At 35.1% G+C, this 23,519-nt stretch carries 21 protein-coding genes and 1 tRNA gene; 8 read left to right on the forward strand and 14 right to left on the reverse strand.

Annotation, left to right across the window (positions count from 1 at the left end; translation table 11 throughout):
* Nucleotides 1-26: 26 nt before the first annotated feature.
* The 3 genes from E0Y80_RS16875 to E0Y80_RS16885 all read right to left on the reverse strand — a co-directional run bounded on the left by E0Y80_RS16875 (nucleotide 27) and on the right by E0Y80_RS16885 (nucleotide 3,933).
* Nucleotides 27-2,129 (reverse strand): 3-hydroxyacyl-CoA dehydrogenase NAD-binding domain-containing protein, encoded by a 2,103-nt coding sequence (locus E0Y80_RS16875; RefSeq protein ID WP_156308853.1) that lies wholly within the window; start codon nucleotides 2,127-2,129, stop codon nucleotides 27-29.
* Nucleotides 2,130-2,156: 27 nt separating this feature from the next.
* Nucleotides 2,157-3,317, reverse strand: a complete 1,161-nt coding sequence (locus tag E0Y80_RS16880) for an acyl-CoA dehydrogenase family protein (protein WP_156308854.1) — start codon at nucleotides 3,315-3,317, stop codon at nucleotides 2,157-2,159.
* Between the two features lie 190 nt (nucleotides 3,318-3,507).
* Nucleotides 3,508-3,933 (reverse strand): hypothetical protein, encoded by a 426-nt coding sequence (locus E0Y80_RS16885; protein ID WP_156308855.1) that lies wholly within the window; start codon nucleotides 3,931-3,933, stop codon nucleotides 3,508-3,510.
* Between the two features lie 536 nt (nucleotides 3,934-4,469).
* Here E0Y80_RS16885 and E0Y80_RS16890 point away from each other — a divergent pair.
* Together E0Y80_RS16890 and E0Y80_RS16895 are read left to right on the forward strand one after the other, a co-directional pair.
* Nucleotides 4,470-4,709 (forward strand): GNAT family N-acetyltransferase, encoded by a 240-nt coding sequence (locus E0Y80_RS16890; RefSeq protein ID WP_156308856.1) that lies wholly within the window; start codon nucleotides 4,470-4,472, stop codon nucleotides 4,707-4,709.
* Nucleotides 4,710-4,835: 126 nt separating this feature from the next.
* Nucleotides 4,836-5,588: a class I SAM-dependent methyltransferase gene (locus tag E0Y80_RS16895; protein WP_156308857.1), complete on the forward strand. Its 753-nt coding sequence runs from the start codon at nucleotides 4,836-4,838 to the stop codon at nucleotides 5,586-5,588.
* A 55-nt stretch (nucleotides 5,589-5,643) separates the two neighbouring features.
* On the opposite strand, the gene E0Y80_RS16900 is transcribed toward E0Y80_RS16895, so the two are convergent.
* Nucleotides 5,644-6,174, reverse strand: coding sequence for a GNAT family N-acetyltransferase (locus tag E0Y80_RS16900; protein ID WP_156308858.1), 531 nt, complete (start codon nucleotides 6,172-6,174; stop codon nucleotides 5,644-5,646).
* Between the two features lie 361 nt (nucleotides 6,175-6,535).
* Nucleotides 6,536-6,871, reverse strand: a complete 336-nt coding sequence (locus E0Y80_RS16905) for a phosphoribosylpyrophosphate synthetase (protein WP_156308859.1) — start codon at nucleotides 6,869-6,871, stop codon at nucleotides 6,536-6,538.
* A gap of 182 nt (nucleotides 6,872-7,053) precedes the next feature.
* Here E0Y80_RS16905 and E0Y80_RS16910 point away from each other — a divergent pair, with 182 nt between their 5' ends.
* The 3 genes from E0Y80_RS16910 to E0Y80_RS16920 are packed head-to-tail and all read left to right on the forward strand — an operon-like array spanning nucleotide 7,054 to nucleotide 9,480.
* A complete protein-coding gene (locus tag E0Y80_RS16910; protein WP_156308860.1) occupies nucleotides 7,054-7,557 on the forward strand; it encodes a GNAT family N-acetyltransferase in 504 nt (167 codons plus the stop codon).
* A gap of 55 nt (nucleotides 7,558-7,612) precedes the next feature.
* Nucleotides 7,613-8,677, forward strand: a complete 1,065-nt coding sequence (locus E0Y80_RS16915) for an endonuclease/exonuclease/phosphatase family protein (protein ID WP_156308861.1) — start codon at nucleotides 7,613-7,615, stop codon at nucleotides 8,675-8,677.
* 2 nt (nucleotides 8,678-8,679) lie between these two features.
* Entirely contained in the window at nucleotides 8,680-9,480 is an 801-nt protein-coding gene (locus E0Y80_RS16920; RefSeq protein ID WP_156308862.1) for a class I SAM-dependent methyltransferase, read from the forward strand.
* A gap of 43 nt (nucleotides 9,481-9,523) precedes the next feature.
* Here E0Y80_RS16920 and E0Y80_RS16925 read toward each other — a convergent pair whose 3' ends face one another.
* Both E0Y80_RS16925 and E0Y80_RS16930 read right to left on the reverse strand, forming a co-directional pair.
* The gene (locus E0Y80_RS16925) at nucleotides 9,524-11,062 is read right to left on the reverse strand and encodes a SusD/RagB family nutrient-binding outer membrane lipoprotein (protein WP_156308863.1); all 1,539 of its coding nucleotides are present in this window, start codon (nucleotides 11,060-11,062) and stop codon (nucleotides 9,524-9,526) included.
* An 11-nt stretch (nucleotides 11,063-11,073) separates the two neighbouring features.
* Nucleotides 11,074-14,253: a SusC/RagA family TonB-linked outer membrane protein gene (locus tag E0Y80_RS16930; RefSeq protein WP_156308864.1), complete on the reverse strand. Its 3,180-nt coding sequence runs from the start codon at nucleotides 14,251-14,253 to the stop codon at nucleotides 11,074-11,076.
* 434 nt (nucleotides 14,254-14,687) lie between these two features.
* Here E0Y80_RS16930 and E0Y80_RS16935 point away from each other — a divergent pair, with 434 nt between their 5' ends.
* Nucleotides 14,688-15,533: an SH3 domain-containing protein gene (locus E0Y80_RS16935; protein WP_197091640.1), complete on the forward strand. Its 846-nt coding sequence runs from the start codon at nucleotides 14,688-14,690 to the stop codon at nucleotides 15,531-15,533.
* 72 nt (nucleotides 15,534-15,605) lie between these two features.
* Here the strand turns inward: E0Y80_RS16935 and bioA are convergent, their stop codons facing one another.
* Genes bioA through E0Y80_RS16960 form a run of 5 tightly spaced genes read right to left on the reverse strand, consistent with a single transcriptional unit; the run spans nucleotide 15,606 to nucleotide 20,191 of the window.
* Nucleotides 15,606-16,877 (reverse strand): adenosylmethionine--8-amino-7-oxononanoate transaminase, encoded by a 1,272-nt coding sequence (gene bioA / locus E0Y80_RS16940; protein WP_156308866.1) that lies wholly within the window; start codon nucleotides 16,875-16,877, stop codon nucleotides 15,606-15,608.
* Nucleotides 16,859-17,857: a biotin synthase BioB gene (gene bioB / locus E0Y80_RS16945; protein ID WP_156308867.1), complete on the reverse strand. Its 999-nt coding sequence runs from the start codon at nucleotides 17,855-17,857 to the stop codon at nucleotides 16,859-16,861. The genes bioA and bioB overlap by 19 nt, the downstream gene beginning before the upstream one ends.
* Nucleotides 17,858-17,864: 7 nt before the next feature.
* Nucleotides 17,865-18,482: a dethiobiotin synthase gene (gene bioD, locus E0Y80_RS16950; RefSeq protein ID WP_156308868.1), complete on the reverse strand. Its 618-nt coding sequence runs from the start codon at nucleotides 18,480-18,482 to the stop codon at nucleotides 17,865-17,867.
* Nucleotides 18,475-19,587, reverse strand: coding sequence for an aminotransferase class I/II-fold pyridoxal phosphate-dependent enzyme (locus E0Y80_RS16955; protein WP_156308869.1), 1,113 nt, complete (start codon nucleotides 19,585-19,587; stop codon nucleotides 18,475-18,477). Before E0Y80_RS16955 ends, bioD begins: the two co-directional genes overlap by 8 nt.
* The gene (locus tag E0Y80_RS16960) at nucleotides 19,571-20,191 is read right to left on the reverse strand and encodes a hypothetical protein (RefSeq protein ID WP_156308870.1); all 621 of its coding nucleotides are present in this window, start codon (nucleotides 20,189-20,191) and stop codon (nucleotides 19,571-19,573) included. Before E0Y80_RS16960 ends, E0Y80_RS16955 begins: the two co-directional genes overlap by 17 nt.
* A gap of 64 nt (nucleotides 20,192-20,255) precedes the next feature.
* On the opposite strand from E0Y80_RS16960, the gene E0Y80_RS16965 reads away from it, so the two are divergent.
* The gene (locus tag E0Y80_RS16965) at nucleotides 20,256-21,752 is read left to right on the forward strand and encodes an aminotransferase-like domain-containing protein (protein WP_156308871.1); all 1,497 of its coding nucleotides are present in this window, start codon (nucleotides 20,256-20,258) and stop codon (nucleotides 21,750-21,752) included.
* On the opposite strand, the gene E0Y80_RS16970 is transcribed toward E0Y80_RS16965, so the two are convergent.
* Nucleotides 21,730-22,149 (reverse strand): hypothetical protein, encoded by a 420-nt coding sequence (locus tag E0Y80_RS16970; protein ID WP_156308872.1) that lies wholly within the window; start codon nucleotides 22,147-22,149, stop codon nucleotides 21,730-21,732. The genes E0Y80_RS16965 and E0Y80_RS16970 overlap by 23 nt on opposite strands.
* A gap of 184 nt (nucleotides 22,150-22,333) precedes the next feature.
* Nucleotides 22,334-22,675, reverse strand: coding sequence for a four-helix bundle copper-binding protein (locus E0Y80_RS16975; RefSeq protein ID WP_156308873.1), 342 nt, complete (start codon nucleotides 22,673-22,675; stop codon nucleotides 22,334-22,336).
* A gap of 557 nt (nucleotides 22,676-23,232) precedes the next feature.
* Between E0Y80_RS16975 and E0Y80_RS16980 the strand changes: the two genes are divergently transcribed.
* Nucleotides 23,233-23,306, forward strand: a tRNA-His gene (locus tag E0Y80_RS16980).
* The last annotated feature ends 213 nt before the right edge of the window (nucleotides 23,307-23,519 follow it).

A 23,519-nucleotide genomic window follows, 5' to 3' on the forward strand; every position in this document is an offset into this window, starting at 1 on the left:
GCATTGCAGAATGATTTCCTTCTCTATTATCCTAATGGCCAATTAGATTTAAAACCATCATAAAAGCGATAGCCTTCATCCCTTAACTTCAGCAAGGATTCAGGTAATTCCCACTCATCTCCATATTGCGCATAGTTTGTACAGTTCTTAACAAACTCATCCAGCCCGATAGTATCAATATAACTTATTGATCCGCCTGTTTGCGCTGGATAGCCAACACCCATAACGGAACCCAAATCAGCATCAATAGGATTATTTACTATCCCCTCCTCTAAACATCGGTAACTATCCAGTGCCATTACACACAGCAATCGGTCTTGAATATCCTTCGATGAAATCTGGGAATCTAATGATTTTAATTCTCGATCCTGGTAAAATTGTTTAGGCTTATTATCCGGATAATTGTAGAATCCCCGACTTGATGCACGACCAGTTCTACCCTTCTTAATCATTCGCTGTAAATAGTTATAAACTCGTCTCTGACTGAAATTCATGTCAGGCAATTGGTCATATACATGTACCATAAGCGGTAAAGAAATCTCATCCAATACAGCTAAAGGTCCAATACCAAATCCTGCACTTCTTGATCCTTCTTCAATTCTTTCCATTGAAATCCCTTCTAACAACATCGTTATCCCTTCCAAAAGATAATTAAAGAATATTCGAGATGTGAAAAATGCATGTCCATCATTTACAATAATAGGTATCTTCTTTAATCTGCCTACAAAATGTAGAGCCTTATCCAAGGTTTCCTCAGAAGTATCCTTCCCTCGAATGACCTCAACTAAGGACATCCGATCGACAGGAGAAAAGAAATGCAGACCTAAAAATCGCTTCGGATCAGTAAAGTTCTTTGCTAATTTACTTATAGGAAGTGAGGTTGTATTTGATGCGAAAACTCCACTTAACTGCAAATAATCTCTACCCTCCTTAATAACTTCAGATTTCAATCGTCTATCTTCATAAACAGCTTCAATAATGATTTCAGAACCATCTAAATCCTCAATATGTTCTGTTGGTAAAATTCGCTCCAAAATCTTGGGCTTATCCTCCTCCTTCATTTTATGAATGCTTATTAATTTATTACAAACTTTTTCTGAATAAGCTCGTCCCTTCTCTGCCCTTTGTAATTCTACGTCTTTTAGAACAACATCTATCCCTGCTTTTGCAACCTCATAAGCTATGCCAGCACCCATCATCCCAGCACCAATGATCCCAACTTTACTAATACTATTCTTATCCTCTAAATCTATGGTCTTGTCTATCGCATCTTGAACCGCATAATAAAAGGTTCTTACCCTTGCTGTTGTTTCCTTTGCAGTTAATAATGCACAAAATGAAGTTTGCTCTCTAGATAATAATTCATCAAATTTCAATGCCAAAGAACTTTGGAGTAGACCTAATAGGACCTCAACCAATAAAGATGGTTTATGTTGCTTTGCATTTAATTTTTCTAGCGCAGAACTTATATTTTTTGAATCAGTTTTCCATATTTTTTTTATTGAATTTCCATTACTCGAATCTTCAGACAACCATAACTGTACCTGCTCCCATGAAGTTATCCTTCCATCAATTAAACCGGAAATTTCAGCTTCATCAGGTTTTATCATTCGTCCTGAACTTAAATAATCAAAAACTAACTCAGCATCGATGATGTTAATAAGCCTCGTAAAACTCCCGTTTCCTGCCAGCATACCCAATGCTCCTTCGGGAAATCCAATTTTTGCTTTAGGACCTATCCCGATTCGACGATCAAATAACAAAAGAAAGGCTGCCGCTAATCCCGTACACCTTTTATCAAATAAAACTACAGTAGGCTTATTAAGTTCCGATAACTCAATAATTAGCTTGTTAATGAGGTTCAACTTATTCCCAAAGCTTTCCTTCTTAGCTGCTTCAATTAATTCCTCATAGTCAGCGCTTTCAAATTTCCCTTCCAAAATCAATTGTAAACTTTTACAATCTTTTTTCTTCAAAACCGAAATTAAGAGTTCAAGACAAAATTTAAACTCATCTACCGAAAGACTATGTGGGCTGTTACGGACGTTGATCCATCTTAATTGATAAACACCATCAGCATTCTTACTAACGCTGATCTGTTCCTTAATTCTTTCCTTTATTTTACTCATGCTCAATTAATTTAGATCGATTTCCAATCATGTGTTATATGTTAATTCATCTATACATATTTTAGATATGATTTCAAGCATAATCTCTGATGTACCACCAATAATCGTCCCAACCTTGACATCTCTATATAGCCTAGAAATCTTATAATCTTCAGTAAAACCATAGCCCCCAAATAATTGAAGACATTCTCCAACAACCTTTACTGCGAGTTCACTGCATTGTAGCTTGGCAATGGAACATTCCTTTACCGCATAAACATGCTGATTTTGCATTGAACAACAATGGGATACAAATGCTTTAAGTACCTCAATATCCGCAATCATCTGAGCTACTCTATGACGAATAACTTGAAAATCCTTCAATTGTTTGTTAAATGCCGACCTTTCCTCAATGTATTTTAAAGTATACTGAACCGCCGACTCAGTAGTTGACAAGCTATGTATTGCCGCTGTTAGGCGCTCCAATTGAAGTCCCCCCATCAGATATTTAAATCCTTCACCTAATTCCCCAATTAAATTATCTTTCGGAACTTTAACTTGATCGAATGCCAATTCTGCTGTATCCGATGCTAGCCAACCCATTTTTTGAATTTTATTCGAACTGACCCCTTCTGTATTTCTGTCAATTACCAATAAACTAATTCCTTTCGCCCCTGCTTGTGGGTCAGTTTTTACCGCCGTAATGAAAAAATCTCCGTAATAGCCATTGGTTATAAATGTCTTCGATCCATTTACTAAAAAATAATCCCCATGATCAAAAGCCGTAGTCTGTATATTTTTAACATCTGATCCAGCACCTGGTTCTGTAATCGCAACTGAACTTACCAATTCCCCTGCAATTACCTTCGGTAAATACTTTTCCTTTAATAAATCTGATCCATATTTCAATAAATACGGTGCAGACATATATTGAATAACTAAGGCTGAAATCGTAAATCCTCCTGAAAAACATTGTGAAAGCTCTTCGCAAAATATTTGAGAGTAAAAAAAATCAAGATCTAATCCACCATATTGTTCTGGAAATATTAATCCTAGATAGCCCATATCACCCATCTTTTTCCATATTGATTTGTCGATCTCACCCTTCTTTTCCCACAAATCAACATGAGGAATTATTTCTTTTTGAATAAACAAACGCAGACTTTCCCTGAAAACCTCATGTTCAGGACTCAATTTTGTTATTAGCATATAAGTTTATTTGGTTCACTACAGCAATACATTGTTCAAGATTTTATCAATGTAATTACCATTCTAAATTTAGGAATTTTAGTATAACTAGGCAAATTAAGACACAAAAGACATAGGAATTAAGAGATTAAATTTTAAGAAAATTCTCTTATTTCTTATGCCTTTCGAAAAGTCTTGATATATTAAATGATTAACTGAAATAATTGCCTTTAATTTCGCTTACTTTGTCGTCAAAAATCTCTTCCGGACAGTGAAGCAATTGTCTTAAGGCAAATAATTGATAGAAACTTGGTTCCTCAAGAATATTTAGAAACAAAAATATTTCCTTTAATATTAAACGCTCTTTCTCATCTGAACAGGATGATAAAATCTCCAACAATGTTAACTTGATCTCATTCAAACTTAATTTGTAGTGATTAAGTCCACCTCCTAAACTCCAAAATCCTTGATCGATAATATCTTTATATTTTATTCGATCATATAATTTAACAATCTGAACATGCTGCTCCTCTGTTAAATTCTCAAGATTACTACTTGTTGTAAAACAACTAGCTGTAACTTCCTGTAATCTCCTCTCAAGGTCCTGCCCCTCCAAGGTATTGTTTGGTATTTCCATATTTTAATAATTATGATATTTTTAAAAGCCTATTACTCCTCCCCAAATCATGTTTGTAATTGCTCTTAGCACAATGTATTACCAATCCATCCATATCAATGATAGAATCTCAAATCCATTGCTAAATCAAATTAAATCCGCAATAAAATCTTTTTATTACCCAAAGGAATTACCATTACAAAAATAACTATATTTTAATTAATTTAATATTAATATATTTTTTTTATTATTTTTTTAATAAAGTAAAATCGAGGATTTATTGCAATTCAATATACATAAAATTATATAGTTTGGCTTATTTATTTTAATTTCAACACTTTAAAAATATTTTTTTCACATTTTCCCACAAAACCCTGTCAATATTTTAAATTAAATTTTATATAAAATATTTTATTCTTTCATAAAATTATCATAAAACGATATTAAATTAATGTTAACTAATCGATGTATTAACCGCAGTAATCCTAAATAAAAATTTCTTTTCTGTATTTATTAATCAATAAATACATACATTTCATGAAAACAATTAAAATCAAATGAATATAATTTTAGAAACAAAACAACTGTTAATCCGTGAAATACACACTTCTGATAGATTGGACATGTTCGAAATGGATTCTGACCCTCTTGTTCATCAATATATTTTCAATAATCCAGTAAAAGAGATTACTGAGATCGACGAAGCAATTCGACATATTCAAAATCAATATCGTACGAATGGAACAGGAAGATTAGCCGTAATATTAACTCAAAGTGGAGAAATGATAGGTTTGTGAGGTTTAAAATATCTTACCGAATCAAATCTATTTCATCAAAACACGATAAAATTTAATTTTTATAATAGCTTTTGCTCATCAATTATTTGTAAATTTAAGAGACAAATAGATGTAAAATAAGGTACTATGGCAAATTTTAGCGACAATTTCTCTAAACAAGCATCTATTTATGCTCAGTTTAGACCATCATACCCTCATGAATTGTATGATTATCTTAGCGGCTTAACTCCTGCACATGACTTAGCTTGGGACTGTGGAACCGGAAATGGTCAGTCTGCCATTCATCTAGCTGATTTCTATAATCAGGTCTATGCATCTGATCCGAGCGAAGCTCAAATCAAAAATGCTTTTGAACATGAAAAAGTCCAATACCACGTTGAAAAAGCCGAAGAACCTAAATTAACTGAACATTCCGTCGATATTATCACGGTTGCACAGGCTATTCATTGGTTTGACATCGATAAATTTTATCAAGCTGCAAAAAGGGTGCTTAAAAAAGATGGAATAATTGCAGTGTGGGCGTATGCTGTACCCATGGTCAATAAAGATATTGACCCAATAACTCAACATTTCCACGATAAAATAGTAGGACCATATTGGCCTTCTGAAATTAAACTCCTTCAACAAGGATATACTACCATACCATTTCCTTTTCGAGAAATTGAACCCCCAGAGTTTTATATCAGAAAAAAATATAAACTTCAAGACTTCCTAGGACACCTTTTAAGCTGGTCCGCAACTCAACGATATATTCAGCAAGAAGAAAAAAATCCACTATTCAAGCTAAAAGATGAGTTAGCTGCCTTTTGGAAAGATGAGGAAGAGGCTAAACAGGTAACCTGGAAAATAATTATGAGAGTAGGAAAATTACCTAGTTAAATTATAAAAAATCAATATGAAACATCTTACATATAAAGAAGTTTTACGTTTTTATTTACGCATCTAGTTTCTTTTCAAATGCTTTTCTGGCACTACCTCGAAAGTAAACTTCTCCACAATAAACGTAGCCTAACTTCTCTAAAACGCGCAACATACCTGTGTTGTCAAAATTCGTATCTACTTTTATGCTTAAGAAACCATCTTGTAAACTTTGCTCTTCAGCCTTTTTTAACATCCAGGTAGCTTGTCCCTTAGCATAATTTTCCTGACTGACAGCTATCCTATGAACCACAGAAAATGGCCTATTTGTCAACCATTGATCTGCAATCGCTTCATAAGCAGGTTCACCATCATAAATCAATGCCAGATATCCCGTCAATTTACCCTCATTGTTTAAACTAATATATCCATTTCCTTTTTCGATATCAGTTTTTACAACTTCTAAATTTGGATAACCATCCTGCCATTGACTACTTCCCTCCGACTTCCTTTTATCAATGGCCTCTTTAATAATTCCCCAAATAGAATTAGCATCCGATGCTATCGCCTTTCTAAATGTAAATGCTGAAAATTGTTCTAATGACATATTCAAATGTAGCAAGTATGTACTACTTCTAAAATAATATTAAATAAAAAAATTCCCCAAAGGGCTTTGGGGAATTTACAGAAACGGGTGTTGAAAACCCATATGAACCAATTTAATTAATGATGATCTATGTTATATATAATTTTATACGCCTTGAATGTTTTAAAAGTTAGGGGTTATAACTAGGTTAGGCTTTTCCTAGCCTAATTATAACCCTTCACTAAGGTTGAGTTTAGGTTTTATTTTTAAAGCAGTACCAATGCCCTATACCAAATCTAATAAGAAACAAAATTTTATCCATCCTGTACCATCCTGCAAATCAGCATATTTTAAAAATTCCGAAAATTTATTGATGAAAATTTTAGATCTCCCTATTTCGTTTATTAAGCTCTTCAACTAATTTTGATGACCTAAAACTAAATTCTGCCCCAAAACTATTTACTACTAATCCCTTAATCAAATTATCCTTTGATGAGATCGCAAACAAGATGCTTTCATCAGCAGGATCTGTCATACCTTCAAATCTAAATATCTCATCTATGACAAATTCTTCTGGAGACAATTCCATAGAATGTCCTACACAGAACAAACATTCTCCATCTTCTTGAACTTGAAAATCTTCGACATAACCTGATTTCTGTAGATCATTGACTGCTTCACTCAATGTATCGTAACTTCTTCGACTTCTTGGTTCCATAACAAAATGATTTATTGCCTAAATAATTGATTCTATTTTGATTGAATGAAATTTAATAAAATCTTTAACAACTATAAACATAATTAGGTCAAATCATATACATTCCTCTAGAATCCCGTTCTTGTAATTATTCTCAATGTTAAACGAAGAAAAGTTTACATTTACAATCAAATAAAAATAGGATGTCTGAATTTATCTTTAGAGATGCAGTTTTAGCAGATTTACCAAGGATAGTTGAAATATACAATACAACTATTGCATCAAGAATGGTAACAGCCGATTTAGATCCTGTATCTATTGAGAGCCGAGAAAAATGGTTCGCCGAACACAACCCAAATAAAAGGCCCCTATGGGTCATTGAATCTAAAAACGAAATAATTGGATGGATCAGCTATCAATCCTTTTATGGAAGACCTGCTTATGATTCAACCGTCGAAATAAGTATTTATTTAGACCCAAATGTAAGAGGAAAAGGAATAGGAAAGATTGCCCTAGAATTTGCAATTTCTACAGCACCTGCCTATGGTATTAAAACCTTATTAGGATTTATATTCTCCCATAATGAACCTAGTCTCAAACTTTTTAAATACTTCGGTTTCGAAGAATGGGCAAACTTACCAAATATTGCAACCTTAGATGAAAACGAAAGAGGATTGATGATTTTAGGAAAAAGGGTTTCCAACTGAAAATAGTTTTTATGCACAGCTCAAACAAATTATTATTTTCTGTTATTTTAGTGAAATGGATATTGCACTTATTATTTTCGGTAGTTTTCTCATCATCTTTACTATTTTACCTTTCATTAGAAATGACTTTTGGACATTCAGAGTTTTCGAATACCCTAGGATTCAAAAACTTGTCCTATCCATTCTATGGATTTGCCTTTGGGCTATTCATGCTGATTTTAATAATGTAACCCTCTGGATTTATTTTATTTTATTATCAATAAATACAGTTTATCTACTCTATCAAATTCTACCTTTTACACCAATCGGTAAAAAACAAGTATACAAAGCAACAAATATTGATGACCAAAACAGCATCAAAGTAATGATCTCAAATGTGTTTGAAGACAATAAGAATTACACAGGATGCTTAAATGTTATAAAATCAAACAATCCGGATTTGTTACTTCTTTTAGAAACTAGCCATAAATGGGATCAGGAAACGATTTCTCTTGAAAAAGAATATCCTAACCATGTTAAAATCCCAATAGATAACACCTATGGTATGCTGCTATATTGTAAATTCCCAATTCATAATGCGGAAGTAAAATATTTAGTTGAATCGGAGATCCCGAGTATTGACTGCAAAGTTGAACTCCCAAGCGGTCAGTTAATCCAAGTCTATGCAGTCCACCCCACACCTCCCGTACCAAACGAAAACCCTCGATCAACTGAAAGAGATAAGGAATTATTGATGGTGGCAGAGAAAGCCAAAAATTGTGAGTTACCGGTAATTGTCATCGGGGATCTGAATGATGTCGCTTGGAGTTATACCACCGAATTATTCCTCAAAATGAGTGAACTCCTTGACCCTCGTCGTGGAAGAGGGTTTTACAATACATTTCATGCCAAACAGCCTCTTTTGCAGTTCCCCTTAGACCATGCTTTTATTTCTGCCGACTTCAAACTGAGAGATTTAAGAAAATTAGACAATTACGATTCTGATCATTATCCTATATTTGTGCATATACAGTTTGAAAAAACTGCCGAAAGCGAACAAGAGAACAACCAGTTAGATGCCACAGCCGACGACAAAGAGATGGCTGCTGAAAAAAGAAATGCAAACACATCCGATAATTAATTATGAACGACCAAGAAGACTATAAATCAATTAACAAGCAACTTTGGAATGAAAAAACAGAAGCGCATGTAGATAGTGATTTTTATAATAATAAAGAATTTTTAGCAGGTAAAAACTCTTTAAATTCTATTGAATTGAACCTATTAGGTAATATCGAGGATAAATCGATCCTCCACCTTCAATGTCATTTCGGACAGGATACACTTTCCCTAGCCAGAATGGGAGCAAAAACTACCGGTCTCGACCTTTCCGATAAAGCAATTGATGTAGCAAAACAACTAAACACACAATTAAACCTGGATTCTACTTTTATTTGCTCGGATGTATTTGATGCTCCAAATAGCTTAAATGAACAGTTTGATATTGTATTTACTAGCTACGGAACTATTGGATGGCTCCCAGATTTGAATAAATGGGCTGCCGTAATTAGAAGATGCCTTAAACCTGATGGAAAACTTATTTTTGTTGAATTTCACCCCGTCATTTGGATGTTTGAATATGACTTCAGCAAATTCAAATATTCATATTTCAATGATGGAGCTATTATTGAAACAAATGAAGGAACTTATGCTGACAGAAATGCTCCCATTAAAGCTAAAGAAATCTCTTGGAACCACCCCTTATCCGATGTATTCAAAGCACTATTAAACAATGGACTTTCTATTGAATCTTTTGAAGAATTCGACTATTCTCCATACAACTGCTTTAACAATACCGTAGAATTTGAACCTGGAAAGTTTCAGATCAAGGAATTACAAGGAATTATTCCAATGGTCTATGCACTGTCTGCAATAAAAAAATAGTCCTTTTAAAAAGGACTATTTTTTTCTGCTAATCAGCAATTCTTTATTTATTCCACCACAACTTAGTGAACTGTACATCGTCACCTTGCTGAGATAATGCAGATTGATAATTTGCTTTATTGGTACTCTGTTCCTTTAATGGATAAACTAAGCGACTTGGAATTACATTTCCGACTTCTGGATTAAAGGTATAGGAAACTGGTTTACCCTGGACATTTCCACTCCAAACAACATCTCCTTTCTTAACCAAAAACAGTGGATAACCTGTTCTTCGAATCTCGGTCCAAGACTCAATCCCTTGACCATAAAGTGCTAAATATTTTTGCGAAAGAACATTCTCCTTATTCGCCTTTGGTAATTTATCTAGGTATGAACTAACTTCATTCGTACTCGCTCCCCAACGCTCTAAACTTGCTTTAACTCCTTTCTCATAGTTCCCTTGATCCCAACCTTTATACTCTGATATTAAAAATTCCACCTCAGCATATTCCTGTAAAATTTCATTTGCATTCGCTTTGTTGATGATCTCGCTCGGTAGAGAAATACTGTCCAAAGGAAATAAATTCCCTGCCGCTAATGGAAGTCCATACGGCTGACCTTTATAGACATTTTTACTATTTGGCTTAGCATATTTGCTCAAACGTGGATCCGCAATTTTAAATGGCCCACGATCTCCTTTTAAAACATCAATCAATACATGAGATACTGCAAAATCCTTTCTGTTAGCTGTAACGGTTGCTCTAAAAAGTGGAGCCTCGTATGGCGAAGACTGAGAATAAACAAATCCTGCATTATCTGCATTGGATGTAAATACACCTTTCTTTATTGCATCTTCTATATGCTGTGTAGCCAATGCCTTATCTTTATTTAAAATACGGGTTGCTAATCGAAGACGCAATGAATTTGCAAACTTAAACCAGTTTTCATTCTTTCCTTGATATATAATATCCGATGTTCCAAAAGTCACACCCGATTTGTATTTACCTAAAGTATCCGCAGCGATCTTGAGCTCATTCAAAATGTCCTTATAAATCTTTTCTTGTGACGCATATTTAGGTGTCAAAATATCGGGATTACGTTTTAATGCCTCAAAATCTGCATCCTGATTACCATAAGACTCGTAAGGAATATCCCCAAAGACATCCGTTAGTGAATGAAATGTAAAAGACTTTAATACCCTTGCAATAGCGATTTGAGTAGAATTCAATCCCGCAGCATTTGCTTGAGCTTCAACTTTGGTACTTGCATCTTCATTCAATACAATAATTTCATTTAAGTTGTTCAATGCTTTATACGTACTGGTCCAATAATCATCTGAATAATTGGCTGATATTAAATACCTTGATTGATCCGTATAGATATTTTGGCTGAAATATTGTGCAAATAACTGCGCTCCTCTAAAATGAATATTTTCACTTCTCAATGCATTGACCACCTGACGCTCAGCGGATAAAAACAAGCTTGGCGTAGGTACCTTTGACGGCCTATTAGGATCCGTATTAATCTCATTGAATGTTTCTTTAGAACAAGATACAAAGCTCAAGCCCAAAAGAGTTGTATATAGAATATGTTTAATTTTCATAAGTATCTAGCTTAAAATTTAAGGTTAACATTAAATCCATAGGTCAATGGAGTAGGGATATTTCCACCTTCAATACCTTGAACATTTCCACTGCTGTTTGCAAACTCAGGATCGATGTATTTGCTCTTTGTATAAATATTCCAAACATTACGCGCATAAGCGGATAACCTAATTCCTTTGATAACTTTTGGCTGATTCAATGGAATCGTATAGCCGAATGTCACCTCTCTAAGCTTAATGAATGTTCCATCGAAGATTGAAAAGGTAGTTGGACCTGTAGATTCATTTCTGCCCCATTGTTGAGCTGTAATTCTAGTATCATTTTCACGGACATTGCTTGTAGAGTAGGTTCCATCGGCATTGAATACGACATCCGCCTTCACCCCATCTAAAATCAACCCTTCCTCACGGACATTATTTTCCGCAGTACGTTCCAATATCCCCGAATACATTCCCACATTATACGTTTGTGAATAGAAGCTTCCTCCTACACGTCCATCAATTAAAAACCCAAAATTGAAATTTTTATACCTGAAATTATTTTGGAATCCAAATAAATAATCTGGCAATACAGAACCTAATGGCACTAATTGTGATGTTCTCATATATGTACCGTCTTCCTTAACTACTTTTTCCCCTTCTGCATAGACAAAGTCATAACCCAATAATTGCCCGTATGGCTGACCTTCTCTAGCAACCAAATTGATTAAGGAAGAACTCAAGGTCAACGTATTTACCAACTCATCTAATTTCAAAACTTTATTCCTGTTTCTAGACCAGTTCAAACTACTGTTCCACTCAAAATTATCATTCCTAACAGGTGTACCATTTAAAATAACTTCTACCCCTTTATTCTCAACTTTCCCTGCATTCAGCACCTTAGCTTCATATCCAAATGCGGAAGAAACTGGAATTGGCAAAATCTGATTTCTTGATGTATTGTTATAATAGGTAACATCTAATCCTAATCTGTTCTTAAAGAATTGTAAACTTAAACCTGTTTCCCAGGAGCTGGTAATTTCTGGCTTTAAGTCAGCATTATTTAAGGTTGCTGGCAATTTATTAGATGGCTTCCCATCGAAAGACTGTTCTACATCGTAAGCTTTATACAATTGATATGGATCTGTATCATTTCCTACTTGTGCCCAACCTAATCTAACTTTACCAAATGACAACCAGCCTAAGTTTTGGACGGCAGGCAATTGAGAAAAGACAAAACTTCCTGTGAATGATGGGTAAATAAAAGAATTCGCGTGTGTTGGCAATGTTGATGACCAATCATTTCTAACTGTAGCATCAACAAATAAAATATCATTATATCCTAATGAAGCACTTCCATAAAGGGATGCGATTCTTCGATTATATGTGAAGTTTTCAACTTTGACCGTAGAAGCGTTTTTTAAGTTATAGTAATTTGGAACGATCAAGCCTCCTTGTGTAATTCCATAGTCCACTTTCCTACTTTGGTTTCTTAAGTTTGCCCCTGCATTTGCAACCAATGAAATCTTATCCCAATTCTTTTTGGCAGTCGCTAAAAATTCATAATTATATTCATTCAATTTATTGCTACTCTCCTCGTATTGGGATGCACTCCTTGAATATACAGCAATACGATCTTGGGTATTGAATTGATAAATATCTCCATGTACTTTGGCTCCAATTTGCAACCAATCAGTAACTTCATATTGCGCACCAATATTCCCATAAAACCTATCTCTCTTCTCTTCTAAATAACTTTCATATGCTGACCAATACGGATTATCTATAAAGCGAGTAGCTTCGGCGGCTGGAGTATTTTGCCAGCCTGTTCTATTCCATGCCAATGGGGTTCCATCCGCGCGCTTGTAATTTTCAAGACGTTTATAGTCTACCTGAACAGCACCCCATTGAAATGCCTCTAATATTATATTTCGGTTTGATGCCCCTGTCCATGGTTTTCCTAGTGAATTGTTATGAATATAATTTATACTAGAATTGATACTTAATTTTCCAAGCTTGGTCCCTCCAGAAAAATTCAGCGTATTCCTTCCTAATGTAGAATTCGGAACAGTTCCTTTGACATTTTTATTCGTATACGAAAAACGGTAGTTTGTATTTCCTGAATTTCCTGAAATCGCAACATTATTGGTATTTGCCAATCCTGTGTTGAAAAAATACTGAACATCATGTTCCGGATATACCCATGCTGATGGATTTAAATAATCTGCAGCATCCTCCGGGTTTAAGTTATACCATTGTAAAACTGCTGTACCATCCAATTTTGGACCCCAACTTTCATCTGCGGCATAGTCCACAATTTTATAATCTTTACCATCAATATTAACTGTTTGAAAGGTCTCAGAATAACCCTGTCCATATAAATGCTGACGTTTTGGAAGCCTTGTAATATTTTCAAATTCCAAGCCTGTATTTAAATCTATGCTTACTTGTTCACCTTTTCCCGCACGTTTTGTAGTTATTAAAATTACTCCATTCGAAGCTCTAGATCCGTACAATGCTGCTGCTGATGGCCCCTTTAACACTGAAATATTTTCAATATCATCAGGGTTTAAATCCTGAATCATATTTCCGACATCCTTCCCTGCGGAGCCATTAATCGTAGCCGACGAATTCAAATCTGAATTGTCAATCGGAGTACCATCTACCACATATAATGGTTGATTGCTTCCAGCAATTGAGTTTATACCTCGTAATAATGTACGGGTAGATCCTCCCATATTTCCACCAGATGAAATAATCTGCAAACCCGCAACTTTTCCTTGCAAGGCTGCCATAGCATTTGTTGGTCTAGTCTGCAATTCCGTCGACTTGACCTCCTGAACAGCATATCCTAATGCTTTCTTTTCTCTTGAAATACCTAATGCTGTAACAACTACCTCATCGAGTACATCATTGCTTGGTTCTAATATAACTGTCAGCTCCTGTCCGGATGTAGCTGTTACATTTTGATCTTTATATCCTAAAAATCTAATTAATAACTGGGCTTGTGGATTGGATGACTCAATAGTATATTGGCCTTGGCCATCTGTCTGTGCTTGTTTTTGTGAAGATTTTTCAACAATCGTTGCACCAGATACTGCCCTATTTAGCTCATCCAGTACCTTTCCCCTTTGAATATGTTGAGCTTGTGCCTGCGAAATTCCGAAAGCAAATAATAGCCCTACGAGATATAAATATGTCGTCCTGTTCATGTAAATAATTTGTGTTGGATTAATAAATTGAAAAAGCGAATTATTGGAGATAGTTCCTTTTATCTTAGCTATCCCCTAAGCACATTCGTTGTGATATTTGTATAAAAGTGTAATACATGTTCTTTAAATTCTTTTGCAAATATATAAAATCTACCTAATTAGTAGACTACATCCGGCATAAAAAACTATATCTTTTTAATAGACATTTTTAATTCTCAAACTGAACACCAAGCATTTCACTGTTAATCAACAACATACAAAATACATCTAATTGTCAAATATTTTTAAAACAATAAATTTAAATTCAACTTTAGCTGTTTTCAGCCATTTTTTAACATGAATTATGTTCTTAAATTTGTAATCAATAGCATTTAGATTATATGAAATTTACTCCACGCCTCTTAACCCTTTTTATTCTGATTTTACTTTTCAGCATGAAGGCAAAATCCCAAGAAGAACCTGCTGCATATTTAGTAAATAGTGATTTTAATTTATATCATACGACTAAAGATAGTACGGCATTGATATTCTCAAATATAGCCTATATCCGTTCCCAACCATCTTCCAAAAGCTCATTGATTGATTCCCTAACTTTAGGTACCGAAGTAAAATTCATTGAGGAGGAAGGATTGAATCCAACATCACTGCGTGGAATGTACCTTCCTTGGCATAAAGTTGAATTCAATATTAATTCTGAAAAGAAAATTGGATATATATGGATCGGTTTATTGAGTCTTGATTATACCATCGATCCAAGCACAGGCCAAACATTCATGTATGGTTTTGCATGGAAGTCTCCTGAAGAATCTAACTACTATTGGGTTGAAGCGAAGGTACTTGACAAACATCGCAAATTAATTGGAAATAAAGGATTTGCATACTATCCCGGGGAACAATCCTATACTTCTGGGGAAGTGTTAGAACCTATGGGGATTGATCATGCTAAAAATATATATGCCATAAATTTTATGGGTGAAGCTTGTGGAATAGCTACTGAAAACAATCTTTTTTCATGGGATGGAACTCAGTTTAGAAGCCTTCCAAAATTGACAGGGGTCTCTGATGCTGGAGTTTTCTATTATGTAGAAGAATTAATCTTTCCCAAAGACCATAAATTAGGAAATGATATCATTCTCAAAACCATAGAAGAAGGCGAAGCTGAAGAATATGAGCTCGATAATCCTGCAGATGAAATTAAATTTAAAGTATCCAAAAAGCAAGAAACCTTTAAGTTTGATGGTAATGCCTATAATATGATTGCAGAAAAGAAAATTAATTAGATTTAAGAAAATGGCTTGCTTGAGTTTCCCCAGCAAGCCTTTTCAGTCACACTACTATTATCAAATAGTTTTTTAAATATCTTGATCCAATACTTCCAGAATAGTTTTGTAGGTATATTCTAAATCCTCTTGTTTTATACAATATGGGGGCAATAAATAAACTACATTTCCCATAGGCCTCAAAAGTATGCCTTTATTCATAAAAACATGAAATAACTTGTCCTGAATTTGGTTAAAATAGGAAGTTTTTTGACCATTGTTCCAATCAAACGCTAAAATAGTACCTTTCTGCCGAACCTTTTCAACTTTAAGTGTACCTTTCAAAATTTTTACAAATTCCGAATGCGACCTTTCAATCCTAGAAATATTTTTCTTTGTACTATCCAACATCAATAAATCAAGACTTGCCAATGCTGCTGCACATGCAATTGGATTAGCAGTAAATGAATGTCCGTGAAATAATGCCAGTTTTTTATCTTCTGAATAGAAGGCCTGATACAACTCATCTGTACATGTTGTAATTCCCATAGGCATGGTACCTCCTGTAAGTCCTTTTGAAAAACACATAAGGTCAGCTGATTCGGATAATTGGTCTGCAGCAAATAAGGTCCCCGTTCTACCGAATCCTACGAAAACCTCATCTTGTATCATCTTAATCCCTAAAGTCCGACAATACCGCATCAATTCGGATAAATCTTCTGCAGCATGCATCAACATCCCTCCTGCCCCCTGAACCAAAGGTTCATAAATAAAACAGGCTATATCTTCCGCATTTTCTGATATTATACGCTTACTTTCTCCTAAGTTTTCTGATGTCGGAGGGTCAATAAAAATGACATCAAACAACAGGTCTGTAAAAGGCAATGTCCATTGTCCCCGAGCACTGACCGACATCGCTCCAAAAGTATCTCCATGGTACCCATTCTTAAATGCTATGATTTTATTTTTTTTCTTACCCTGATTAAAAGAAAATTGAATACACATCTTTAATGCCACTTCAATGGCCGTTGAACCATTATCAGAATAAAATACTTTCTTTTGATTGGAAGGCAACAAAGCTAATAACCTTTCAGATAATTCAATGGCCGATTGATGTGTAAAACCAGCAAAAATCACCTGTTCTAAGGTATTCAGTTGTTCATATACTCGATCTGCGATATACGAATTTGAATGCCCATGCAGTGTCACCCACCACGAACTAATCATGTCTAAATAACGCTTTCCTTCCATATCAAATAAATACGCATCTTTAGCACTTTTTATGGGAAGGTGAAGTGTTGTCTTCATTTGAGAATAAGGATGCCAGTTAACGGCTACATCACGGTCTATCCATTGCTGCTGCAATTCACCTCCTTTTTCTTATCCATTGCTCGCAATCCTAAATTCTTTAACATTTCCATATCCTCACTAACCCCAGGATTTGGTGTCACCAACAAAGTTTGCCTTTCCCCAGTAAATATTGAATTCGCCCCTGCCATAAAACACCACGCCTGCTCCTCTTCTGTCATTTCAATCCGACCTGCACTTAATCTAACCATTGATCCCGGCATCACAATCCTTGCCGTAGCTATCATCCGAACCATATCCCAAATATCAACTTTTGGTAAATCCTCCAATGGGGTTCCTGCTACTCTGGCCAAAGCATTAATGGGTACAGACTCTGGATGTGTTTCCATATTTGCCAATGTTCGTAGCATCGAGATTCGATCAGAAACATTTTCACCTAATCCTATTATACCTCCTGAACATACCGTAATACCTACTTTACGCACATTCTTTATCGTCTCTATCCGGTTATCAAATTTTCGAGTCGAAATTATCTCATTATAATATTCCTCGGACGTATCCAGGTTATGGTTGTATGCATATAATCCCGCCTCCTGCAACCTCTTTGCTTGATCCTCGGTCAACATACCCAAGGTACAACAAACCTCTAATCCCATAGCATTCACGCCGCTTACCATCTCAAGGATTCTATCAAAATCCCGATTATCTCGAACTTCGCGCCATGCCGCTGCCATACAAAACCTAGTTGATCCATTATCTTTCGCCTTTTGAGCATGAGCTAAAACCGTTTCCTTTGGCAACAATGCTTGAACTTTGATGTCCGTATGATATCTTGCCGCCTGACCACAATATGAACAGTCCTCTGGACATCCTCCTGTTTTAACAGATAACAAAGTCGATATTTGCACCTCTTCGAAATTATGCCAATGCCGATGAACCGTTGCAGCTTCATATACCAACCCTAAGAGCGGCTTGTTATATATGGCCAATAATTCTTCCTTAGTCCAATCGTGTCTCAATTCTTTATAATCTTTCATTTCTTATTTAATTCTCAATTATTATATTTTCCAATGCCGCAGATAATCCCTTTGAACTTAATTCCTCCAACTTCGACAACATAATTACCCGACTGCCTTCTGGTTTATTTTTTAATAAGATTCTTTTGGTAGAATCTTTAAAATCCCCGTTCAATAAAATATATGAAACTTCAATTCCTCTTTGTTGGAGAACCTGAAATGTCATTAAACTATGGTTGATGCTTCCTAAATAATCTGAACAGACCAAAATCACCGGAAGATTTAGATATTCAATCAAATCAATAATAAATTCATTTTCATTGATCGGTACAAATACTCCGCCTGCTCCTTCAACAATTAAATCTCCTTTTTGAAGTGGGATTTTGAAATCATTTAAATTTATCCGAACCTCATCGATCTCTGCCGAATAATGTGGTGAAGCGGCAATATTTAATTTAAACTGTTCTGGGTAAATGACGACTTCCCTGCCTACTAAAATCCTTATAATTTGACTATCACTATTTTCTAAATCACCTGATTGTATTGGCTTCCAATAACTTGCCCCCCAGAACTTTGCTAAAGCCGCCGAAGCAATGGTCTTTCCTACTGATGTCCCAATTCCCGTAATAAAATAACGCCTATTCATTCTTAAACTCATTAATTATTTCCTTCAATAGATTTATTTCATCTGGATGATTAAATGAATGCAAATTAATTCGGATCATTTCTTCATGTTTCGCTACACTGGGCGATTTGACAGCATAACTCAAAATCTTATTTTCCGACAATAATTCCATCGCTTTTCCCAAATCGGATATATTTTCAAAACGAATCGGCCTAATAGGACTTTCTAGTTTCCCTTCCTTTGCACCTTCATTTAAAAACCGATTAATATTTTGCTGCAAAGCCTGTCCATAAGACCCATTTTCCTCTAAAAACTCATAGCTGAGCTTAATGCTTCCTGCATGAAAATCAGGCATGCCTGTACTATAGATAAAGGGTGAAGCGAAATTGACCAGATAGGATTTCAATTCATGGGAACCCAAAATAGCTGCCCCGGATTGTCCCATGGCTTTCCCATAAGTTACTATGCATGCAAAAACATCATCCATCAACCCATAGCTCGAAATCAGCCCTAAACCAAAAGTTCCGATGGCATGGGCTTCATCCACAATTAAGGAAGCCTCATACTTCTTGCATAATCCGACCAACTCTCTCAATGGTGCAAAATCACCATCCATAGAATAAAGACTCTCCACAGCAACCCAAACTTGCCCCGAACTCCTTCGAATTAAGTCCTCCAGATGATTTAAATCATTATGTCTAAATTTCCATCGCTTTGCACCTGATAAACGACAACCATCTATCACCGATCGATGAATCTTTTCATCTAAAAGCACGCAGTCTGATTTTTGAGGAATACTGGAAAAAAATGAAAGATTCGAGACATAACCCGATGGAAATAATAATACCGAACCTACTCGATGTTTCCTTGCAATATAATCCTCAACATCCATGACAAAGGCCGTATTTCCAGAAATCAATCGTGAACCTGTTGATCCAGAACATACTTCAGAATGACTATTCACAAACTCTAAAATGCGTTTTTGAAGATCCATGTTGCGAGCGAATCCCAAATAATCATTGGACCAAAAATCAATTCCTTGATTTGCAACAGAAAGCTTCCTCAATCTTCCCTCTTCTTCTCGCTTTTTCAGCTCCTGAAGCAATCGATTATTCAGCAAATTCATGCAACCCTATCTCGTCAGAAATTACATCCATCCAATTCCGAAATAAAACCTCTTCAATCCCATTGACAATAGATGAATGCACTTTCCAATTCTTATCGAATTCATTTAATTGCAAGATCATTTCTTCGAGATGACCTTCCTCCTCTAGAATTATTGATTTGACCATGACCTTGGAATTATGCTTTGAAAGAATATTTTGATAAATCGGATATAGCTCATCTGCTCGGACCTCAATAGCATAGGTTACGAATAAATAAGCTGCATATTTCAAATCCTGTCCGACTATGCTAAATTGACTTTTTAGATACTTACTAGCTAAGACATCCAAACGATGTAGGTACTGTTGCGAAATTTGTCCTCCCAAAAGCGTTTCTGGTTTATAAAAGTCAAAGCCGGTTACCTCCAGTTTGGAAATCTGCTTTTTTAAATAATATGCATGTCTATGTTCTTCAGCTGCATGCTTCAATTGAATGAGACTGGTAGCTATCTTATCTTCACATGCAGAAATCTTTCTTGCACCTGCATTTTCCATAAAGGATAATGTGTTTAGCCATTTTGCATGCAAATCTTTATTAAGCACTATTTTCTCAATAATTTCTTCCATATTTTTAAAATAAATCCAAAAATACTACCTTGTCGGATGGTTAATAGGTACCAGTTTTGATAAAATGAATAGTCCGGTCGATATTCCCTTTAAAAGTTTCATTCACATCGATAGAAACTCTTCCACTCCCATTTACCTCCAGATAGCAAATCAATTCATCCAGGCTATTGCTACTGGAAAATTAACCCCAAAAACCAAAATATTGGGCAGCAGGGCTTTAAGTGAATTGCTTTCAGTTCATCGAAATACAATTTCTGCCGCTTTTGATGAGCTATTTGCTCAAGGCTGGGTTGAAATACTACCGAATAAAGGAACATTTGTTTCTTCTCAAATTCCAACACAACATGAAAATGCATCCAACACTAAGAAACAGTATCCCACTGAAACAGGTTATCATTTCAATAAATCAATTCTGCTAGATAGCCCATTTGAACATACAAACTGTGAATATATCTTAAATGACGGCAGCCCCGATATTCGATTGACTCATCTTGAAGACCAATCTCGGTTTTATAGTTCCAATATGAAAAGAAAGATTAATCGTTCGAAAATGGGTTATTATAACCAAGAGGGCAGCGAATATTTTAAGGAGCAGATGCTACACTATCTTCAAAGCTCCAGAGGATTGCAAATCGAAAAGTCTAATCTCCTGATCAGTCGAAGCATAGAAATGAGCCTTTTCATAATTTCTGAAATTCTACTTTCTGAAGGTGATACAATTGTCGTTGCTGAATTAAGCTATTTTGCGGCAAATATGATTTTTCAAAAGTCTGGCAGCAAAATAAAAACAGTCCCCTTGGAGGATGATGGAATTGATGTGGATGCTTTGGAAAATCTTTGTCAACAACAAACCATCCGGATGGTATATATTACTCCTCAGCATCACTATCCCACTACGGCAAACTTATCCGCAAAAAAAAGAATGCAAATACAACAACTATCACTGCGTTTCGGATTTATTATCGTAGAAGATGACCATGACTACGACTTTCAGTATGACAGACAACCACTACTACCATTAGCCACAACCGACCAGAAAGGAATGGTTATTTATGTTAGTTCATTCGGGAAATCTTTAGCCCCTGGTTTTAGAACAGGGTTTATTGTTGCTCCAAATAATTTAATGGTTGAAATGAAAAAACTATTAGGAATTATAGATAGGCAAGGAGATATTTTAATGGAACAAGCCTTAGGGGAAATGCTTGAAGAAGGAGTTATCCATAGGCACCTCAAAAAATCAATAAAAATATATAAACAAAGACGAGATGTTATGGCCAATCTGTTGACTCAAGAGCTGGGGTCTCTCATTGACTTTCATGTACCAAATGGTGGATTAGCTTTTTGGATAAAATGGAAAAAAGAAATCAATCTTCTGCGATTAAGCAATCAAGCTGCAAAAAATAATCTTTTTATACCTAAGACACTATTATACCAACAAAAAAATATGCAAGCAATGCGAATCGGATTCGGAAACTTGGATTTCTCTGAAATGGAAACTATCATTAAAATCCTTAAAAAATCAATCCAAGAAATTGAAACTATCCCGCAAAGACTCGATTAGATTCCGTTGTTTGTAAAGGATCTTTATAATGAACATACATTCTTTTATATTTGACCATTTCTCGAGAATCCGCCAAATAATTCATTTTAGAATCTCTAAAAACTAAACGCGCTGCTTTTCGTTCCATCCTAGAAGCATATTCCAAAAACTCAGTAAACAACATTCTTTTCTCCTGGGTACTGAATTTACTCTGCTGACAGATCATCATGATTAATTCTTCATCAAAATGTAGGGAAATCTTATTTCCGCTACAATTTAGCAGAAAAAATATGGGGCGTGGTCCGTTGTTTGGAAAAAAACCGAAACCTGTAACACCATCATCTGTATTGAATACATAGGCATAAAAGTGGATGGTGCCTACCAGCGCAGAATCTACTAGTATGTTTTTGCTAATCATAGTTTCACAATTTAAGATCTTAATACGCTCATTTTATGGAAAAGCAAATGACATGTTCCATAAAAACTAATTGGTTTAATTTAATAATTTGGTCAAACAGAGTTAGTGAAATCCAGATTATATCTTTATTAATTTTTTAAACAGAAATTTCACTAACCCTGATAAATCTTATTTTAATACAAATCTAAGCCACTAATTTCTTACATGCTTCAGCACAATCCCTACATGCTTCAGCACACTTGCGGCAATGTTCCATTCCATGTTGTGCATGCTTTTCACATTCCTCGGCACATGCTTCACAAACTGACTGACATAGTTTAACAATTTCATTGCTAAACTTACTCGAAAACAACAGCAGTTTGGCTGTCGTATGGCAAATTTCAGAACATTCCAAATCAGTTTGTATGCATTCTCGCATCATAGAAACGTCCTTTTCGTTCAAACATGCATGTGCACATTCCAAACAAGCGATTGCACATCTCTTACACTCCTCAATACATGCTTTTACTAATTGACTTTGATCCATTTGATTCTCCTTTCTAACTTATGTTTATCTACTAAATGATCAAGGGCTTTTGGTAAGTCCTTATTAAATTAACAATTCAGATGCAATTTCGTGCATACTTTATTGAAATTTTTAACTCACAACTCCTTTTTATTAAATAAATTACATAAATAAAAATAAATTTACCCGTTTAAACATTAAAAATTAAAGTTTAAACATCTTTTGAAAATCAAATAAGGATTAATTAATATTCAACAATATTGAGTCAGGCCACCTAAATTTCATTCCTCAAGATGAACCTTTTATTGTCTATTGGAATCCTAGATGCTTGACAGTCCATACAACCGAAAAATTACCCTTATACCATTTCTTCACTGAGTTTCCCGAATCAAGTATTAAAGGATTCTAGCAATTATTTGACAAAATCATTAATAATATGGCCATTTATTCCATTGATCAGAACTATAAATAAAAATATCTTATTAGAAATGAGGTTTTTCGATAATTAAAGCCATGAATAGCACAAAAACATTTGGAGGATATAGAATATAGTTATACTTTTGTATCACAAAATCACGGTAGGTATAGCTCAGTTGGTTAGAGCACTAGATTGTGGTTCTAGGGGTCGTGGGTTCGAGCCCCATTACTTACCCGGTTAAAGGAGGTCCAAAAGGCCTCCTTTTTTGTATTTAACCCTAAAATAGGGTCCCAAAACATCTATCCAACCCTTTAAAGTTGAAAGCTATGGACCAAGCTGAATTCTTGGGGGGAATGTTAAAAATTTCTTAGTTTAGCATCTTTAATACAGATATCCCTTGCAAGAAGCCGAACGTAAATTACTCTCCCTATTGATGCCCGAAGGGCT

Origin of the sequence: Sphingobacterium endophyticum (assembly GCF_009733535.1) — a bacterium.
Classification (GTDB): Bacteria; Bacteroidota; Bacteroidia; order Sphingobacteriales; family Sphingobacteriaceae; genus Sphingobacterium; species Sphingobacterium endophyticum.

Coding starts and splice junctions, on each gene's coding strand:
- E0Y80_RS16915 (WP_156308861.1), top strand. CDS start 7,613: ATGGATATTGCACTTATTATTTTCGGTAGTTTTCTCATCATCTTTACT.
- E0Y80_RS16920 (WP_156308862.1), top strand. CDS start 8,680: ATGAACGACCAAGAAGACTATAAATCAATTAACAAGCAACTTTGGAAT.
- bioB (WP_156308867.1), bottom strand. CDS start 17,857: ATGAAAGATTATAAAGAATTGAGACACGATTGGACTAAGGAAGAATTA.
- E0Y80_RS16975 (WP_156308873.1), bottom strand. CDS start 22,675: ATGGATCAAAGTCAATTAGTAAAAGCATGTATTGAGGAGTGTAAGAGA.
- E0Y80_RS16960 (WP_156308870.1), bottom strand. CDS start 20,191: ATGGAAGAAATTATTGAGAAAATAGTGCTTAATAAAGATTTGCATGCA.
- E0Y80_RS16880 (WP_156308854.1), bottom strand. CDS start 3,317: ATGCTAATAACAAAATTGAGTCCTGAACATGAGGTTTTCAGGGAAAGT.
- E0Y80_RS16885 (WP_156308855.1), bottom strand. CDS start 3,933: ATGGAAATACCAAACAATACCTTGGAGGGGCAGGACCTTGAGAGGAGA.
- E0Y80_RS16955 (WP_156308869.1), bottom strand. CDS start 19,587: ATGAATTTGCTGAATAATCGATTGCTTCAGGAGCTGAAAAAGCGAGAA.
- bioD (WP_156308868.1), bottom strand. CDS start 18,482: ATGAATAGGCGTTATTTTATTACGGGAATTGGGACATCAGTAGGAAAG.
- E0Y80_RS16875 (WP_156308853.1), bottom strand. CDS start 2,129: ATGAGTAAAATAAAGGAAAGAATTAAGGAACAGATCAGCGTTAGTAAG.
- E0Y80_RS16900 (WP_156308858.1), bottom strand. CDS start 6,174: ATGTCATTAGAACAATTTTCAGCATTTACATTTAGAAAGGCGATAGCA.
- E0Y80_RS16910 (WP_156308860.1), top strand. CDS start 7,054: ATGTCTGAATTTATCTTTAGAGATGCAGTTTTAGCAGATTTACCAAGG.
- E0Y80_RS16970 (WP_156308872.1), bottom strand. CDS start 22,149: ATGATTAGCAAAAACATACTAGTAGATTCTGCGCTGGTAGGCACCATC.
- E0Y80_RS16890 (WP_156308856.1), top strand. CDS start 4,470: ATGAATATAATTTTAGAAACAAAACAACTGTTAATCCGTGAAATACAC.
- E0Y80_RS16935 (WP_197091640.1), top strand. CDS start 14,688: ATGAAGGCAAAATCCCAAGAAGAACCTGCTGCATATTTAGTAAATAGT.
- E0Y80_RS16905 (WP_156308859.1), bottom strand. CDS start 6,871: ATGGAACCAAGAAGTCGAAGAAGTTACGATACATTGAGTGAAGCAGTC.
- E0Y80_RS16965 (WP_156308871.1), top strand. CDS start 20,256: ATGAATAGTCCGGTCGATATTCCCTTTAAAAGTTTCATTCACATCGAT.
- E0Y80_RS16930 (WP_156308864.1), bottom strand. CDS start 14,253: ATGAACAGGACGACATATTTATATCTCGTAGGGCTATTATTTGCTTTC.
- E0Y80_RS16895 (WP_156308857.1), top strand. CDS start 4,836: ATGGCAAATTTTAGCGACAATTTCTCTAAACAAGCATCTATTTATGCT.
- E0Y80_RS16925 (WP_156308863.1), bottom strand. CDS start 11,062: ATGAAAATTAAACATATTCTATATACAACTCTTTTGGGCTTGAGCTTT.